The sequence below is a fragment of the Rhizobium sp. BK112 genome, from assembly GCF_014193215.1.
Classification (GTDB): Bacteria; Pseudomonadota; Alphaproteobacteria; order Rhizobiales; family Rhizobiaceae; genus Rhizobium; species Rhizobium anhuiense.
The window spans coordinates 749,744-764,563 of the sequence record NZ_JACHYZ010000002.1 but is presented as its reverse complement, the minus strand read 5'-3'; the positions used below and the strand labels follow the sequence as shown (position 1 = coordinate 764,563).

Below are 14,820 nucleotides of genomic sequence, written 5' to 3'. Positions count from 1 at the left end.
CCAGGGAAACCGGTTGACGGTTTCCCTGGAATCGGTCGGGCTTTTGCAGACGCAAAACCCCGCGCAGTTTCGCTTTAGCGATAACCCGTCACATCCGCCGGCCTGCCCGGCTCCTGCACTTCCACCAGGTAGCGCCAGCAATCCGGCCGCGAACCGTCGATGTCGTCGAAGCCGTAGGTCTTCGCCACGCCGCCACTCGATAGCGACTGGCCGTTCCAGCGGCCGCGGTCGGGATCGGCGGCAATCGCCGCAACGGCGCGGCCGAGGAAACGCGGGGTTTCGGAAATGGCGAAATGCGGCTGTATCTTCGTCGCATCGCGCCAGTTCTCCTCGCGCACACCGTAGGCATCCAGCATCATTTCGGAGCGCAGCCAGCCGGGTGTGATCGACACGGCGGTGGCGCCGTGTTTCGCCAGATCCTGCGCATGCGCCCAGGCCATGCGGGTGACGCCTGTCTTGACGAGATCGTAGAAGGGCGAAAGCCGGTAATGCGTGTCATTGTATTCGGCCGTTCCGTCGGTTACTTCCACCAGCAGTCCACCCGGCCGCTCGATCATCAGCGGCAGCGCGTAGTGGGCGGTAATCAGATGTGTTTCGATGCCGAGCCGCAGCATGTGCAGGCCCTTGTCCAGCGAATGCTCCCAGACTGATTTGTCCCATTCGAACAGCTTCTCGCAGCCCCAGATGTCGTTGACGAGAATATCGAGCCGGCCGGCTTCCTCGCGAATGCGGGCGACCAGCGCCTCGACCTGTTGATTGACGAGGTGGTCCACCTGCACGGCAATGCCCTTGCCGCCGGCAGCGGTCACCAGCTCGGCCGTCTCCTCGATCGTCTCCGGTCTCATATATTCGGATTGCTGCGCGCGTGTCGTACGCCCGGTGACATAGACGGTGGCGCCGGCGGCGCCGAGCTCCATCGCAATGCCCCGGCCGGCGCCGCGCGTAGCTCCCGCCACCAACGCCACTTTCTCCCGCAAGTTCGCTGTCACTTCTCCATCCTCCACGCTAAAACGGCTCTCACGCCGAAATGGAAAGCGCCCCGGGTTTCCGGGGTTGGTTGTATATAAACGAATGATCGTTTACATTCAACATGAATGCGAGAGGAATTTCATGCCGCGCCGCCGCACAGTTTCCGATGAACAGCTTCTCGCCATGGTGCTTGCGCTGATCCAGGCACAGGGGCCGGATGCGACGACCTTTGCGGCGGTGGCGAAAGCAAGCGGCCTTTCCGGCTCGACGCTGGTGCAGCGTTTCGCAACGAAGGCGGCGATGCTGCGCGCAGCATTGCTTTATGCCTGGGACAGGCTTGACGCGGAAACGGCGCGACTTGCCGGGACCGTGCCGAAAACCCCGGACGGCGCCGTCGCGTTGCTCGTCGGCCTGTCGCAGGACTACGGGGACGATGCCGCCGCCTATGGCGAAGGACTGCTGGTGCTTCGCGAGGATTTCCGCGATCCGGTGCTGCGCGCCCGGGGTGCTGCCTGGGGAACAGCGCTGATGGCTGATATCGCGCAATGTTTCGGATCGGCGAAGGCGCCGGAGACGATCGCCCGGCTGATGCTGTCGCAATGGCAGGGTTCGCTGCTCTGGTGGGGTTTTGGCGCCGAAGGGCCGGTGGCTGCCTATGTCGAGACCGAGTTGCGGCGTTTCCTCGGCGCGGTACCTGTCCATTCAGCCTAGGAGGCCGTGAAGATCATCGCCTTGATAAAATAAAGCAAGGCGGCGGTCGCGACGATCGTCGCCGATGTGAGCAGCAGTCCGATCAGGGTGACGAGACCATCCCGCTCCATCAGGGCAACGGCGAGCACCACCAGCGACAACACCGGCAGAATATTGCCGAAGGGGATCGGCAGCGCGATCACGACGGCGAGCAGAAAGACAGGAATGCCGAGAAGCGCCTGTACCGTTCGGCCGGTGAGGGCCTGCAGCCGGCCGGCGCGCACGAGCTTTTCCACCCGGGCGATCACCGGGACCGCGTGACCCACGATAAGATCAAGCGCCACGGACGAAACCCGGCGATCCCTGATGATAGCGGGCAACCAGACCTTCCGGCCACCCGCGACGATCTGGAGGGAGACCAGCGCAAGCGCGGTGCCGAAAACCATTCCGAACGGCCCGGGGATCGGGGTTAGAGCCGGGATTGCCAGGAACAGGATGGTGAAGGCGATGCTGGTCGGGCCCATCGCCTCCAGAGCCTCGCCGATGGAGAGTCCGCCTTTCGCCCGGGCGAGTTCCAGCATCTCCCGAAGCCGCGCGGTGGCCACACCGCGCGGTCGTCTATTTCCGTCGTGATCAATCACACGGTCCATTTTCAGCTGGTCGCGGTCACGCACCCTCGCCGGCTCCCTTCAGGGCGCTGGCAAGGGCTGCGCATTGTGGGTCGCTGCCGTCGAGAAGTTCTGCCGGCGCAGTATAGCCGATCGCTATGCTGACGACTGTGGCCGCCGCCCAGCCGTAGTCGCCGGCGGCGCGCTCGATGAGCTGCGGCCCCTGGGATGTCAGGCAGGCCCGGGACTGGCGGACGATCTCCACGGGAAGCCGGGCGCGCTCAGCCTGCTCCTGTATCTCAGCCTGCAGCGGACCGACGACGAGGAGGGCAAAAATCCAGCCGATGAAATTCGAAATCATATCCGGTTCCTTCCTTTGTTAGCGTTTGCGTGTGCAGAGCCCGCTCAGGCGGGCTGCTGCGGATCCCGCGTCTTGAGAAGGCTCCAGACCACGCCGGCGGCGATGATCGTGAAAGTGATGCTGAGCGAGAGCGCGGCCGGGAATTTTTCCAGGCCCAGCAGATCGGCGAGGAAGATCTTCGAGCCGATGAAGATCAGCACGATGGCAAGCGCGGGCTTCAGATAGCGGAAGCGATGAATCATCGCCGCCAGCGCGAAATAGAGGGCGCGAAGGCCGAGAATCGCGAAGATGTTCGAGGTGTAGACGATGAACGGATCGGTGGTGATCGCGAAGATCGCAGGCACCGAATCCACGGCGAAGATGACGTCTGCCACTTCGACCATCACGAGCGCCATGAAGAGCGGAGTGATGAACCAGGTCATCCTTCCCGTTTTGGGGTTTGCCTTTCTGACGAAGAACCGCTCGCCGTGATGTTCGTCGGTGACGTTAAAGCGGCTGCGCATGAAGCGGACGAGGACGTTCTTCGAGACATCAGGCTCGGCCTCCTTGACGAACAGCATCTTGATGCCGGTGACGATCAGGAACGCGGCAAAGATATAGAGAAGCCAGGCGAATTCGGCGACCAGCGTGGCGCCGACGCCGATCATGATGGCGCGCAACAGGATGACGCCCAGAATGCCCCAGAAGAGCACCCGGTGCTGGTAGATGCGCGGCACGGCAAAGAAGGAGAAGATCAGGGCAATGACGAAGACATTGTCGAGGGCCAACGTCTTTTCGACGACGAAGCCGGTCAGATAGGCAAGGCCCGCCTCGGATCCGAGATACCACCATACCCAACCACCGAAGGCGAGGCCGAGCGCGATATAGAGGGCGGAAAGCCTGACGCTTTCGCCGACGCCGATTTCCTTGTTCTGCTTATGAAGAATACCGAGGTCGAACGACAGAATGGCGATGACGAGGGCGAAAAAGCTCGACCACATCCAGAGCGGCGTTCCCAGCCACTCGACGAACAAAAAAGAGAGATCCAAGGATAGTCCCCTGTCGGCACTGGTTGTCGGAGAAGAGGTCCGACATCGCAAGAGTGCCGAAGCTCTCGCCAGAGGGGCCCGGACCAGCGGGTCGCACCGCAAGTGGGGTCTCACTTTTCAATAATCAAGCAGCGGCCGGCGCCAATTTTATATGTCGCGCGGGAGGCGGCAGTGCGAATGCGTCACTCGCCCCGCAACAGAAAGCCGGGAGCGCCGGCCGCCTCAGGCTTCCTCATCGTCCTTTACCTCACCCACGGTCAGCGGCCAGTCGACGACGTAGTCCTCGAGATCGTCGATATCGATCTCGTTTTCGCTGATCGTGCGGCCTCGCGCGGAAATGCCGGCGGCATGAACGGTTTCCGGGTCACCGGAGACGAGCGGGTGCCACCAGTAGAGGTCATGGCCTTCATTGACCAGCCGGTAGCCGCAGGTGGGCGGCAGCCAGGCGATATCGGGCACGTTCTCCTTGGTCAGCTGCACACAATCCGGCACGAAGTCCCAGCGGTTCTCATAGCTGGAGCAGCGACAGCTTTCGCCGTCGAGCAGCTTGCAGCTCACCGAGGTGAAATAGATATCGCCGCTGTCCCATTCCTCGATCTTGTTGAGACAACAGAGGCCGCAGCCATCGCAGAGGCTTTCCCACTCGGCGACGGTCATTTCGGCCAGCGTCTTGCTCTTCCAGAAGGGCAGATCGTTCATCGTTCGTTTCTTGCAACAGCGGCCCGCAAATTCGCGTGACCCTCATGCATCTCTCTTGTTATCAGCCGCAAAATCAATCAATTCTTCAATATACTCCTGGTACTCGGAGAATTCTCTCCTGGTATCGGAGAGCTTTGCGGCCATATGCGGGCCTTGCGCTTTCGTCGGAGATGACCGAAGCACGATCAGGCGGGAATACAGGACGTGCAGGATCCGGACAACCCAGAAAACGGGCCAGACAACGAGCCCGGAAAAGTGGCGAACGGGGCGGCGGACAAGCGGCCTAGGAAGAGCCGTCACATTCTGTTGCGCATCGATTCCTGGATCGATTCGACCGTCTGGAACGCCGGCTTCCGCGCCGCCGAGATCTGGGAAGACATCACCATCTTCTTCCGCCGCTTCCGCGTGCGCGGCTGGAAGCGCATGGTCTTCGAACTTGCCGGCGAAGGGCTGACGCTCGGGGCGGCCGGCTCGGTGCTGATGCTGCTGCTCGCCCAGCCCGCCTTCGAGGCGACCAAGGAGGACTGGCGCAATCGCGGCGATTTCGCTGTCACCTTCACCGACCGCTACGGCAACGTCATCGGCCACCGCGGCGTCATCCACCAGAATTCCGTGCCGATCGACGAGCTGCCGGATTCGCTGATCAAATCGGTGATCGCCACCGAGGACCGGCGCTTCTTCGACCATTTCGGCATCGATTTCATCGGCCTCTTCCGGGCCATGAGCGAGAATGCGCGCGCCGGCGAGGTCGTCCAGGGCGGCTCGACGCTGACCCAGCAGCTCGCCAAGAACCTGTTCCTGTCCAACGAACGCTCGATCGACCGCAAGGTCACCGAGGCCTTCCTGGCGCTGTGGCTCGAGGCGAACCTTTCCAAGAAGGAAATCCTCTCCACCTATCTCGACCGGGCCTATATGGGCGGCGGTACGTTTGGCGCCGCGGCGGCGGCACAGTTCTATTTCGGCAAAAACATCACCGATGTGAACCTTGCCGAATCCGCCATGCTTGCCGGCCTGTTCAAGGCGCCGGCGAAATATGCGCCGCATGTCAACCTGCCGGCAGCGCGTGCTCGCGCCAACGAAGTGCTGACCAATCTGGTGCAGAGCGGACTGATGACCGAAGGCCAGGTGATCGCCGCCCGGCGCAATCCGGCGACCGTCGTCGACCGCAACGAAGTGGAATCGCCTGACTTCTTCCTCGACTGGGCTTTCGACGAGGTGCAGCGGCTTTCACCGCGTTTCCACCAGCATTCGCTGATCGTGCGCACGACGATCGACATGGGCATCCAGCAGGCGGCCGAGGATTCGGTCGAAACGTCGCTGCGCGAATATGGCGAGGCCTATCACGCCAAGCAGGGTGCCATGGTGATGATCGAAAACGGCGGCGCCGTGCGCGCCATGGTCGGCGGCCGGGATTATGGCGAGAGCCAGTTCAACCGCGCCACCAGGGCACTGCGCCAGCCGGGCTCCTCCTTCAAGGTCTACACCTATTCGGTGGCGATGGAGAGCGGGATGACGCCGCAGACGACGATCGTCGACGCGCCGATCTCCTGGGGCAATTGGAGCCCGCATAATTATGCCAACCGCTATGCCGGCCGCATCACGCTCGAGACCGCGATCGCCCAGTCGATCAACACCGTGCCGGTGCGGCTCGCCAAGGAAAAACTCGGCATTCAGCCGATCCGGGCGATGGCGAAGAACCTCGGCGTCGAAACGCCGATCCGCGACGACGTCACCATCCCGATCGGCACCTCCGAGGTGACGGTGCTCGACCAGGCGACGGCCTATGCCACCTTCCCGGCCGGCGGCTACCAGTCGCGCCGCCACGGCATCACCCAGATCCTCGATTACGACGGCGACGTGCTCTATGATTTCGACCGCGACGAGCCGGCGCCGAAACGTGTGCTCTCCGAACAGGCCGACGCCTATATGAACCAGATGCTGTCGCGCGTTCCCTATGTCGGCACGGCGCGCAAGGCAGCCCTCGACAACGGCATTGTGACCGCCGGCAAGACCGGTACGACGCAGGCCTATCGCGACGCCTGGTTCGTGGGCTACACCGGCAACTACACCTGCGCCGTCTGGTTCGGCAATGACGACTATACATCGACCAACGAGATGACCGGTGGCTCGCTGCCGGCGATGACCTTCAAGCGCGCTATGGACTATGCCCATCAGGGTGTGACGCTGCGCGCCATTCCCGGCATCGAAAACCCCCTGCCCTCGGAAAAGGACCTCGCCAAAACCGCCGCCGCCAAGCCGCAGGACGGTTTGCCGCAGCTCATCCGGCCGCGCATGCTCTCGGTTCAATCGACCGACATCCTCAAGAAGCTCGGCGAGAAGCTGAAGAATGCCGCTCCGCTCGCGCCTGCGAAGGTGGCGAGCGCGGAGTAGTTGGCGGCATCACGCGCAGATTCAGAAATCCTCGACCCGGCAGATCTTCGGTGCCTGCCCCTCATCCGGCTGCCACCACCAACCGGGGATCAATCGGCGCCTATGTCGCGGCGCGGCATTCCACCCCGCCAGAATCAGTGGTAACCCTTTCATCCGATATGGTTTCCAAGGTCTTGACGTGTTTCGATTCCCCCTCTTTATCGCGATCACGCTGATCGTCGCCTTCGGCGGCGGGATCATGATTTCGCTTTATGCGCTGGATGCGACGCAGGGTTTCGGGGCGATCAAGCTCGGCGCCTGGGAGGCGTTTCCGGCGCTGCAGACGGTCGAAGCCGACCCTTACGCCAAGTCGCACCGGGCGCGCGCCGGCAAGCTGCTCTATGGCAGCGCCGAGGGCCTGACCTTTACGGCGAGCGTCGACGACGAGGGCGGCCGGCTGAATGCCAACTGCCGCTACCGCATCAGCGGGCAGACGCCGCCTGCCCGGCTCTGGACCCTCTTTACCGCCGACAATGGCGGCAATCCGGCGGCGGTGAAGACCGGACATCCCTCGGCGCTGAATTCCTGGACGGTGCTTCGCCAGCCGGACAGCAGCTTCTCGATCGAGATCTCCGCCGTCGCGCAGCCGGGCAACTGGCTGGCCTTGCCGGAAGCCGGCACCTTCCGGCTGGTGCTGACGCTGTTCGACACCCCGACCGCCGGCAGCTCCGGCGTGATCGACCTCGCCATGCCGAAGCTCACCAAGACCGGATGCGGCAATGCTTAGGATATTCTTCGCTATCCTCACCGGTCTTTTCGGCGCAGCGCTGCTGCATCTCGTCATCATCCTGTCACTGCCGCATTTCACCGGCAGGGATGCGGCGACCCGCGTGGAGGCGGAGGGCGATCTCAACAATTTCTATCTGCTCGCCGACCGGTATGACGAGGCCGGCCTTGCCAATGGCGACCCCTTCGTGCGCACCGCTGTCTGCTCCTTCGACATCGAAGATGGGCCGGTGCATTTCACCGCCAAGGGCAATGTGCCCTTCTGGTCGATCGCGATCTATGACAGCGCCTCCAATGAGGTCTTCAGCATGAACGACAGGACGTCGGTCGGCGGGGCGCTCGATGTGCTGGCCGGCGGTCCGATCCAGTTGACGGACCTGCGCAAGAACCTGCCGCAGGAATTGCAGCAGGCGATCCTGGTGGAAATGGCACGGACGGACGGCTATGCCGTGCTGCGGACGCTGGCGCCGCAGGCGAGCTTTAATGAGGCCGCGCGCAACTTTCTCACGGAAGCCGGCTGCGAGCAATTCACCGCTCGCTGAGGTTGAACAAGCGGTTACTTCTTGTTGACGCGCGGCGCGGGCGCCGGACGATGTTTCGGGCTCTCGGCCAAGCGCTCGTAGCGAACGCCGGTGAACCAGAGGATCTTGGCTTCGCGGGGCTCTTTGTCCGGACGACGCGGCGCCCGCGGCCGCCGATCCGCCAATGCGACTACTATTGCCATTCTCGTCTCCATGCACTGCCCGAGACGGATGAACTTGCGATGGATTTCACCCTGCCCGCCAATGTGCGGGCCGGCGCGTCCTGCGGAACCGGGATGACCGGACCGAGGGCATTCGCGCCTTTCCCACGGCACCTGATTGAAATACCGTGATGCGGAGTTTCAACGATCCAAACACTCAAATCGCGTCGTTCCTATCCGAATTGAGACAGATGACAGTTAACAGTTTACTAATATTCGGCGGATGCCAAACACAGTTCACCTCACTTCCTCTGTAACGCGCGAAGAGTTGATTTGGTTTCACGCCGCCCACGGAAAGACCGGGTTGGAGATCGACGCGTAAAATTAGAAACAATTCATATAGTTGGCATTGAGGCGGCAAGCTTACACGCGCGGAAAAAGGCGGTGTTGCAAAAATGCTTCATGAAAATATTTAATTGCGAGCGACTGAGATGCGCGTATTGTTGCTCTCATCGATCATACGTTTCCGGGCCCCGATCGATCGCGGATCATCCACGCTCTTGCCGGAATGCGGAGTGCAAGCGGTGTCTTTGCTGGTGAATTCTTCTTTCTCGCCTGATGATCTCGACGTGCTGCGCAGTGCGCTCGACGACTGGTGCGCGGAACGGCGCATCGACATCAGAAGCGTCGAGGCGCAGTTTGCGGCATCCACCGCACTCGACCTCTATCAAGCCGGTTACGACAGCCGCGAAAAGCTGCTGCACGCGCTGCGCGATCACAGGATCGCCTGAACTTTTCCGCAATCACAGCGGCGATACGCAGGCGGCCCAACGCCCTTTCAAACCGCGCGTTCTGATATTGCCGGCCAACCGTGCCGCGACACGCGTTGCGTGTATATTTCTGTTACATTTTAATAAAATCTTCAGCATGCATTAACCGTACCGGTGTAGGATTTATTCATAACCGTATGGCCCGACATGCGTTCCGCCAGCGCATATCGGCCTGTGGTCCCCTTATTCTGCGTTTTCGGGGTATTGTTGTGCGTGACCGGTTTCGAGACCTAGAAGGCCCCTTGGCCGTCAGGAAAAAGGACGTGGTATTGATGGCGACTGTCAGCAGTTTTGAGAACCTGTCGCATCCGACACGGTCCGAACTGCGCCAATTTGCCGAGCTTTTCATGCCGCTGTTCCAAGCCTCCTCCGACGAGGCCAAGCGCCAGGCGGTCGCAGCCCTGTCCCAATGCGAGAACATGCCGGCCGCCGTGGCGCTGTTCATCGGCAATCAGCCGATCGAGATCGCCGCCCCTTTTCTTGCCGCCTCAAAGGCAATTGCCGACGATACGCTGATCACCATCGCGCGCATGCAGGGTGCTGCGCATGTCAAGGCGATCGTCAGCCGCGATTCACTCTCGCCGAAGGTCATCGATGCGCTGGTGGCGCTGCGCCAGACCCAGCCGCGATCGGCCGCCGCCTCGGCGCCGATCACGGAATCGCCGGCAGTCCCGCTTTCGCCGACGCCCACCGAAACCAATGAGGCGGATGCGCTGGAGGAACAGCGGGTGGCCAACGAAGAGGCGTTGCGCGAGCGCCTTCTCGGGCTTGCCGGTCATCTCGGCCGTGCCGACGAGGACAGGCTCGGCCTGCGCACGCTCACCGACATTCAGGAGGCGTTGCTGGTGCGCTTCGCCCGCTCCCGCGAGGCGGCGCATTTCGCAACAGCCCTTGCCGATGCGCTGTCCGCCAGCCGCTGGCTTGCCGAGCGCATCATGCTTGATCTTTCCGGCCAACAGCTCGCCACGACGCTGACCAGCCTCGGCATGGGTTTTCTTGATGCCGTCTTCGTGCTCGAAAGGCTCTATCCGCATCTTGCCGAACAGCAGCACAACGTCACACGCGGCTGGATGGTGCTCGATGCACTTGATCCGGAAGAATGCCACGACCGTGTGGACGCCTGGCGGCGCGCCGATCGCTACACCTATAAGCCGGAGGCGCCGAATGTGACGCCCCCTCAGGAAACGCCGAACCACCGCTTCATCCGCCAGACGCCGCCGCAACGCGACATGCGCGTCATGGGACGGCGGTATCGCTGAGCCGACGAGGGGGCGGCTGTCAGCCGTCCTTGGCAAGCGGGATCACGTCTCCCAATTCCTCCGCCTCCAGCTCGACGATCCAGAGATCGGGATCGAACCTGCGTTCACGCTCCAGCATGGCGCGCACCGCTTCCGGCTCGGCTCGCAACAGGCGGATCTCGAACAGCCGGTCGCCGGCCTGGCCTTCGTCGAAGGCGGTCTGCGGCGCCGGCGCATAGAGCGTTTCCAGGCCGTCGCGAAAATGCTGGCGGATGAAGATCGCACCCGCCTCCTCCGCCCCCTTTTTCTCGACGGCGGCAAAATCGCCGCTAGCGAAGACGCGACGCAGGAGGGCGGAAACGAAGATGTCGGCGCGTAATCTCATCGGCGCGGTATAGACCGGCGCGCCGGCGGCGGCAATGCAGGGTCAGTGTTTGACCCATGGAGTCAGGGTTTGACGAGGGTCAGACTTTGACTGCGAGCCGCAATCCACCCCAATGCCGTCCGCGGACGGTGATCGGAGCGGAGATATCCTTCATCATCACGAAATTGCCGCCGCCCATGTCACGCCGATAGGTCTGGACGAGGAAGGGCGCGGTGCTGCGGCCGGCGGCAAGGCCGACGCGATCGGCAAAAATACGGCGATTGCGGCAATTGGCGGTGTTCCAGACGACGTCGCCGGGGCGCTGCGGCTGCGAGAATTTGCGGTTGTGGGTCGGCAGATAGCCGTTCTCGTCGATTGCCGCGCAGAAGGCGATACGCTCGTCCGAAGCTGCCGCGGGTTCCTGGATCGGTGGCAGCAGGCGATCGGTGAGTTCCGTGAAGGCGGCCATCACCTGGGCCGGATCCGAGCCCGGTATCGGCCGATAACGCCGGTCGAACAGAGCATCGAGCCCGATCTGTCCCTCGGCAACGGCGCGTTCGAAGGCGGCGGAAATCTGCCTCGCCACCGACTGCGCCTCCTCGATCCAACGGCTGTCGGCGGTCTTGACGCCGGCGCTCGCCGTCAGCTGGATCAGGGTTTCCGAGAGGCCGACGACGCTGTCGACGCGTTTTGCCGCCTGCTGCAACCTGACATTCGAACCGGCGACCTCGGCCGACATCTCGCCGAGTTTCCCGACGAAGCCGGCGCATTGCAGATCGACAGCCTCAGTGGTGTTGGCCATGACAGTCGAACTGTCGAGGATGCGGGTGATGACATGTTCCATGCTTTCGAAGGCCCCGCGCATCGCCTCCGACTTGTCGCGCACACCGGCCGCACTGTCGCGCGCATCGCTGCCGACGGCCGACAGCCGGTCGATCTTCACACGCAGTTCGTCGAGCGTCTGCTGGATGGAGCCGGTCGCCTTCGATGTCTGCAGCGACAGCGCCCGGACCTCGGCGGCAACGACCGCAAAACCCTTGCCGGCATCGCCGGCGCGCGCCGCCTCGATCGCGGCGTTCAGCGCCAGCAGGTTGGTCTGGCGGGCGATGGTACTGATCTCCTCGGCGATGTTGTCGACATCGGCAAGCGACTTGGAGAAGCCGGCGATCTCAGTGCCGATCTCGTTCGAGGACTGAACCATGTGGCCGATCTCGGCGACCGAGCCCGTCAGACGGTCGGCCGATTCCTTCAACATGTGACGAGCCTCTGCCGCCGTGCGGTCGGTTTCGCGCAACGATACGGCGACCGAGCGGTTGGTCTCGGCGATCGAAAGCGCGGTACGGGTGACATCATCGAAGGCGGAGGCATGCCGAGCCGACATTCCCGCCATATCCTGTATGGCGCCGGCGATATCGACGAGATCGATGCCAAGGGTGGAAGCCTCTTCGGCAAGGCGCAGCAGGATATGGCGCAACGCCTCGGGATCAGGGCCTTCCGCTTCGACCGCCGGTTCTCCGGCCAGATCGTCTATCGCCTTCAGCGCATGCATGCCGACGCTCCCCCGCCTCAATCAGAAAAGCTTCAGGCAACATGGTTAACAAGTTGCAAACAGCGGCCGCACCTTAGACTTAGGTTGTAGAGAGAAGGCCCGCTCGGTAACTGCGGAGCCGCTAGATCGCGCCAATTTCCTTGAGCTTCTTCAGCACCGCCTCGGTCGGCTCGCCGTTTTCGGGCAGGTTGTAGTGCTTCTGGAAATGCCGGATGGCTGCGCGGGTCTGCTCGCCGGCGACGCCGTCGACGCCGACATTGGCATAGGCCATGTTGGAAAGGCCCTTTTGGATCTTCAGCACCAGATCGACATTGGTGAGTCCGCCAGAGGGAACCTGCTTTGCGGCCGATGGAGACGTTTTGACCGTCTTTTCGGCGCTGCGGATCGCGGCTGCCACCGGGTCTTCCGCCGCCGCCTTCGAGCTCACATCCTCGGCCGGCTTTTCGGCGGGCACGGTCGAAGGGCCTGATGCATCGGTCTTCAGCGCCGCCAGCACCTCCGGCGTCGGATCGCCGGTCTGGGCCATGCCGACGGTCTCCTCGAAGAAGAGGATGGCCGCACTGGTGCGCGGACCGATGATGCCGTCGGGGGTGCCGTTATAGAGGCCGCGGCGCACCAGCTGCTGCTGGATCTCCATGACGAGCTGGCTCGGCTGCTGACCGGGTGCCGCCGGCGCTGGCGTCGCGTTGGTGGTGGCGGCATCCTCCGGCCGTTCGATCCGGAAGGTGGTGACGTCGCCCTGTTGATCCTCGGCCAGGCGGCGGGCGCCGAGCACGGCTGGAGATTGGGGATCGCGGGTGCGGAAGATCGGGTGCGGATGCAGACCCGGCTGATACCAGAGCGCATTGGCGGCGACGAAGGAGAAGATAACGACGAAGGTGATCGTGCCGCCGGCGACCGACGGATTGCGGCCGATCACGCCGCCGAGCGCGGATGCGCCCTGCAGGCTGAGCCCGCCGAGGGCGGCGGCGCCTGACATCAGTAGGCCCGGCTGCTGCCGTCCCCTTTTTCCCTTAGGCGATTTTCGCTTGCGCGCGGCCATCGAAGCGCCCCTCTTCCAGTTCTGCACCTGTATTGACCGCGCCCTTCAGCCGCGGCGGAAACTCGACAGTCGCACCATGGCCGGCGTCTTCGGCGTGTTTGGCGCCCGAGCCGTCCACCGCGATCTCGATGGTGATAATCGTGCCTTCGCCCGGCTGGCTGGCGATGGCGAAATGTCCGCCATGCAGCGCCACCAGTCCCTTGACCAGGGAAAGGCCGAGGCCGGAGCCTTCGAACCGGCGGGTATAGTCGTTCTGGATCTGGACGAAGGGCTGGCCGAGCGAGGCCAGCTTGTCGGCCGGGATGCCGATGCCGGTATCGCTGACCGTCAGCTTGAGGATGCCGTCGCGCGCCGCCGCATCGACCGAGACGACGCCGCCGGCCTCGGTGAACTTTATGGCATTGCCGACGAGATTGATGAGGATCTGCTGGATGGCGCGCTGATCGGCGACGATCTCGCCGAGGCCGCGCTGGATACGGCTGGTCAGCGTGAGGCCTTTGGTCTTGGCCTGCAATGCCAGCATCGATTCGCAAGATTTGACGGAGCTCGAAATATCGAAGGCTTCGAGGATCAGCTCATAGCGACCGGCTTCGATCTTGCTCATGTCGAGCATGGTGTTGACGACGGACAGCAGATGCGCGCCGGATTCGCGGACCAGACCGACATATTCGCGCTGGCGGTCGTTTTCGAACTTGCCGAAATATTCGCCGATCAGGATATCGGAAAAACCGAGAATGGCGTTCAGCGGCGTGCGCAGCTCATGGCTGACGGCGGCGAGGAAGCGCGATTTGGCGTCGTTTGCCGATTCGGCATCGGCCGCGCGGTTCTGGGCTTCGTCACGCAGCTGCTGCTCGACGGAGACATCGCGCAGCTGGGCAATGATGGCGGCAAGTTCGCCGTCGGCATCGCGCCGGGCCGTCATGTCCATTCTGAGATAAGCGAACTGGCGCTGATCGCGCGAGACCGAGGGCCGATCGAGGCGCAGATCGACGCTTGCCGCATCCTCGCCCCGGCGCATGTCATCGAGCGCCTGCAGGAAAAGAATGCGGTCGGAGACATGCACCTGCTCCAGAAAGCCCCTGCCCTTGGGATCGCGCATCCAGGCGAGGAAATCGCGCCGGTCGCGGCCGCCGACGGTCGCCACACTGCCGTGCGGGTCGAGGAAGAAGACGAGGCCGGGAGTGGCGGCAAGGAAGAAATCCTCGGCCGACTGCGTGGCGATACCGGCGGACGAACCCTGACGGGCGAGCGCGATGCTGCCGACGGCGGAAAAGAGAAAGGCGGCGCAGACCATGGCGACACCGGCCGGCAGCGCGACAGCCGGACTGGTGACCGCCGAAAGACCGATGGGCGCGGCGACAAGAGCGACCGACGAGAACAGCACGAGGCGGCGCAGGATCGCGAGCTCGCGTTGACGCACGGCTTCACCGCCCCCGGTCCGGGAGAGCCAGCTTGTCGCTGCCCGGTCTACGAGGGCCGTCACCCAGCCGCCAATGTTACTCAATACACGCACGCAATACCCGCCCAAAAGGCTGTCTATCGATCCGGACAATAGGCCTTGGCGACTTAAAGAAAGGATAAGGCAAAAGCGCAGTTCACAGCCT

16 protein-coding genes are annotated in these 14,820 nt (G+C 63.1%); 6 read left to right on the top strand and 10 right to left on the bottom strand.

From position 1 onward, the window contains the following. Positions 1-74 precede the first annotated feature (74 nt). Positions 75-989, bottom strand: coding sequence for an SDR family oxidoreductase (locus FHT75_RS09250; RefSeq protein WP_063476663.1), 915 nt, complete (start codon positions 987-989; stop codon positions 75-77). Positions 990-1,110: 121 nt separating this feature from the next. Between FHT75_RS09250 and FHT75_RS09245 the strand changes: the two genes are divergently transcribed. Further along, positions 1,111-1,680 (top strand): helix-turn-helix domain-containing protein, encoded by a 570-nt coding sequence (locus FHT75_RS09245; protein WP_183844656.1) that lies wholly within the window; start codon positions 1,111-1,113, stop codon positions 1,678-1,680. Here the strand turns inward: FHT75_RS09245 and FHT75_RS09240 are convergent. The 4 genes from FHT75_RS09240 to FHT75_RS09225 form a co-directional block, all read right to left on the bottom strand. Then, on the bottom strand, positions 1,677-2,300 hold the full coding sequence (locus FHT75_RS09240; protein WP_063476710.1) for an exopolysaccharide biosynthesis protein: 624 nt from the start codon (positions 2,298-2,300) through the stop codon (positions 1,677-1,679). The genes FHT75_RS09245 and FHT75_RS09240 overlap by 4 nt on opposite strands. Positions 2,301-2,325: 25 nt before the next feature. Then, positions 2,326-2,628 carry a hypothetical protein gene (locus tag FHT75_RS09235; RefSeq protein WP_097623214.1) on the bottom strand — a complete coding sequence of 101 codons (303 nt, stop codon included), beginning with the start codon at positions 2,626-2,628 and terminating at the stop codon, positions 2,326-2,328. A gap of 44 nt (positions 2,629-2,672) precedes the next feature. Then, positions 2,673-3,656, bottom strand: a complete 984-nt coding sequence (locus tag FHT75_RS09230; protein ID WP_097623215.1) for a TerC family protein — start codon at positions 3,654-3,656, stop codon at positions 2,673-2,675. Positions 3,657-3,878: 222 nt separating this feature from the next. Next, positions 3,879-4,355: a YcgN family cysteine cluster protein gene (locus FHT75_RS09225; RefSeq protein WP_048338360.1), complete on the bottom strand. Its 477-nt coding sequence runs from the start codon at positions 4,353-4,355 to the stop codon at positions 3,879-3,881. Between the two features lie 204 nt (positions 4,356-4,559). Here FHT75_RS09225 and FHT75_RS09220 point away from each other — a divergent pair, with 204 nt between their 5' ends. The 3 genes from FHT75_RS09220 to FHT75_RS09210 all read left to right on the top strand — a co-directional run bounded on the left by FHT75_RS09220 (position 4,560) and on the right by FHT75_RS09210 (position 8,053). Further along, entirely contained in the window at positions 4,560-6,746 is a 2,187-nt protein-coding gene (locus FHT75_RS09220) for a transglycosylase domain-containing protein (protein ID WP_063476661.1), read from the top strand. A 178-nt stretch (positions 6,747-6,924) separates the two neighbouring features. Further along, the gene (locus FHT75_RS09215) at positions 6,925-7,512 is read left to right on the top strand and encodes a DUF1214 domain-containing protein (RefSeq protein ID WP_047614316.1); all 588 of its coding nucleotides are present in this window, start codon (positions 6,925-6,927) and stop codon (positions 7,510-7,512) included. Further along, positions 7,505-8,053, top strand: a complete 549-nt coding sequence (locus FHT75_RS09210; RefSeq protein WP_183844657.1) for a DUF1254 domain-containing protein — start codon at positions 7,505-7,507, stop codon at positions 8,051-8,053. Before FHT75_RS09215 ends, FHT75_RS09210 begins: the two co-directional genes overlap by 8 nt. Positions 8,054-8,067: 14 nt before the next feature. Here FHT75_RS09210 and FHT75_RS09205 read toward each other — a convergent pair whose 3' ends face one another. Then, positions 8,068-8,235 (bottom strand): hypothetical protein, encoded by a 168-nt coding sequence (locus FHT75_RS09205; protein ID WP_003546657.1) that lies wholly within the window; start codon positions 8,233-8,235, stop codon positions 8,068-8,070. A 542-nt stretch (positions 8,236-8,777) separates the two neighbouring features. Here FHT75_RS09205 and FHT75_RS09200 point away from each other — a divergent pair. Continuing rightward, positions 8,778-8,984: a hypothetical protein gene (locus FHT75_RS09200; RefSeq protein WP_063476709.1), complete on the top strand. Its 207-nt coding sequence runs from the start codon at positions 8,778-8,780 to the stop codon at positions 8,982-8,984. Between the two features lie 248 nt (positions 8,985-9,232). Then, on the top strand, positions 9,233-10,282 hold the full coding sequence (locus FHT75_RS09195) for a DUF2336 domain-containing protein (protein WP_063476708.1): 1,050 nt from the start codon (positions 9,233-9,235) through the stop codon (positions 10,280-10,282). Positions 10,283-10,301: 19 nt separating this feature from the next. Here the strand turns inward: FHT75_RS09195 and FHT75_RS09190 are convergent, their stop codons facing one another. From FHT75_RS09190 to FHT75_RS09175, 4 genes are all read right to left on the bottom strand, one after another. Then, positions 10,302-10,646: a DUF1491 family protein gene (locus FHT75_RS09190; RefSeq protein ID WP_063476659.1), complete on the bottom strand. Its 345-nt coding sequence runs from the start codon at positions 10,644-10,646 to the stop codon at positions 10,302-10,304. Positions 10,647-10,725: 79 nt separating this feature from the next. Continuing rightward, complete coding sequence (locus FHT75_RS09185) at positions 10,726-12,174, bottom strand: methyl-accepting chemotaxis protein (RefSeq protein WP_097630693.1); 1,449 nt, start codon at positions 12,172-12,174, stop codon at positions 10,726-10,728. Between the two features lie 121 nt (positions 12,175-12,295). Then, positions 12,296-13,216, bottom strand: a complete 921-nt coding sequence (locus FHT75_RS09180; protein ID WP_097630692.1) for a peptidoglycan-binding protein — start codon at positions 13,214-13,216, stop codon at positions 12,296-12,298. Continuing rightward, positions 13,188-14,729, bottom strand: coding sequence for a sensor histidine kinase (locus FHT75_RS09175; RefSeq protein ID WP_048338354.1), 1,542 nt, complete (start codon positions 14,727-14,729; stop codon positions 13,188-13,190). The genes FHT75_RS09180 and FHT75_RS09175 overlap by 29 nt, the downstream gene beginning before the upstream one ends. Between the last annotated feature and the right edge of the window lie 91 nt (positions 14,730-14,820).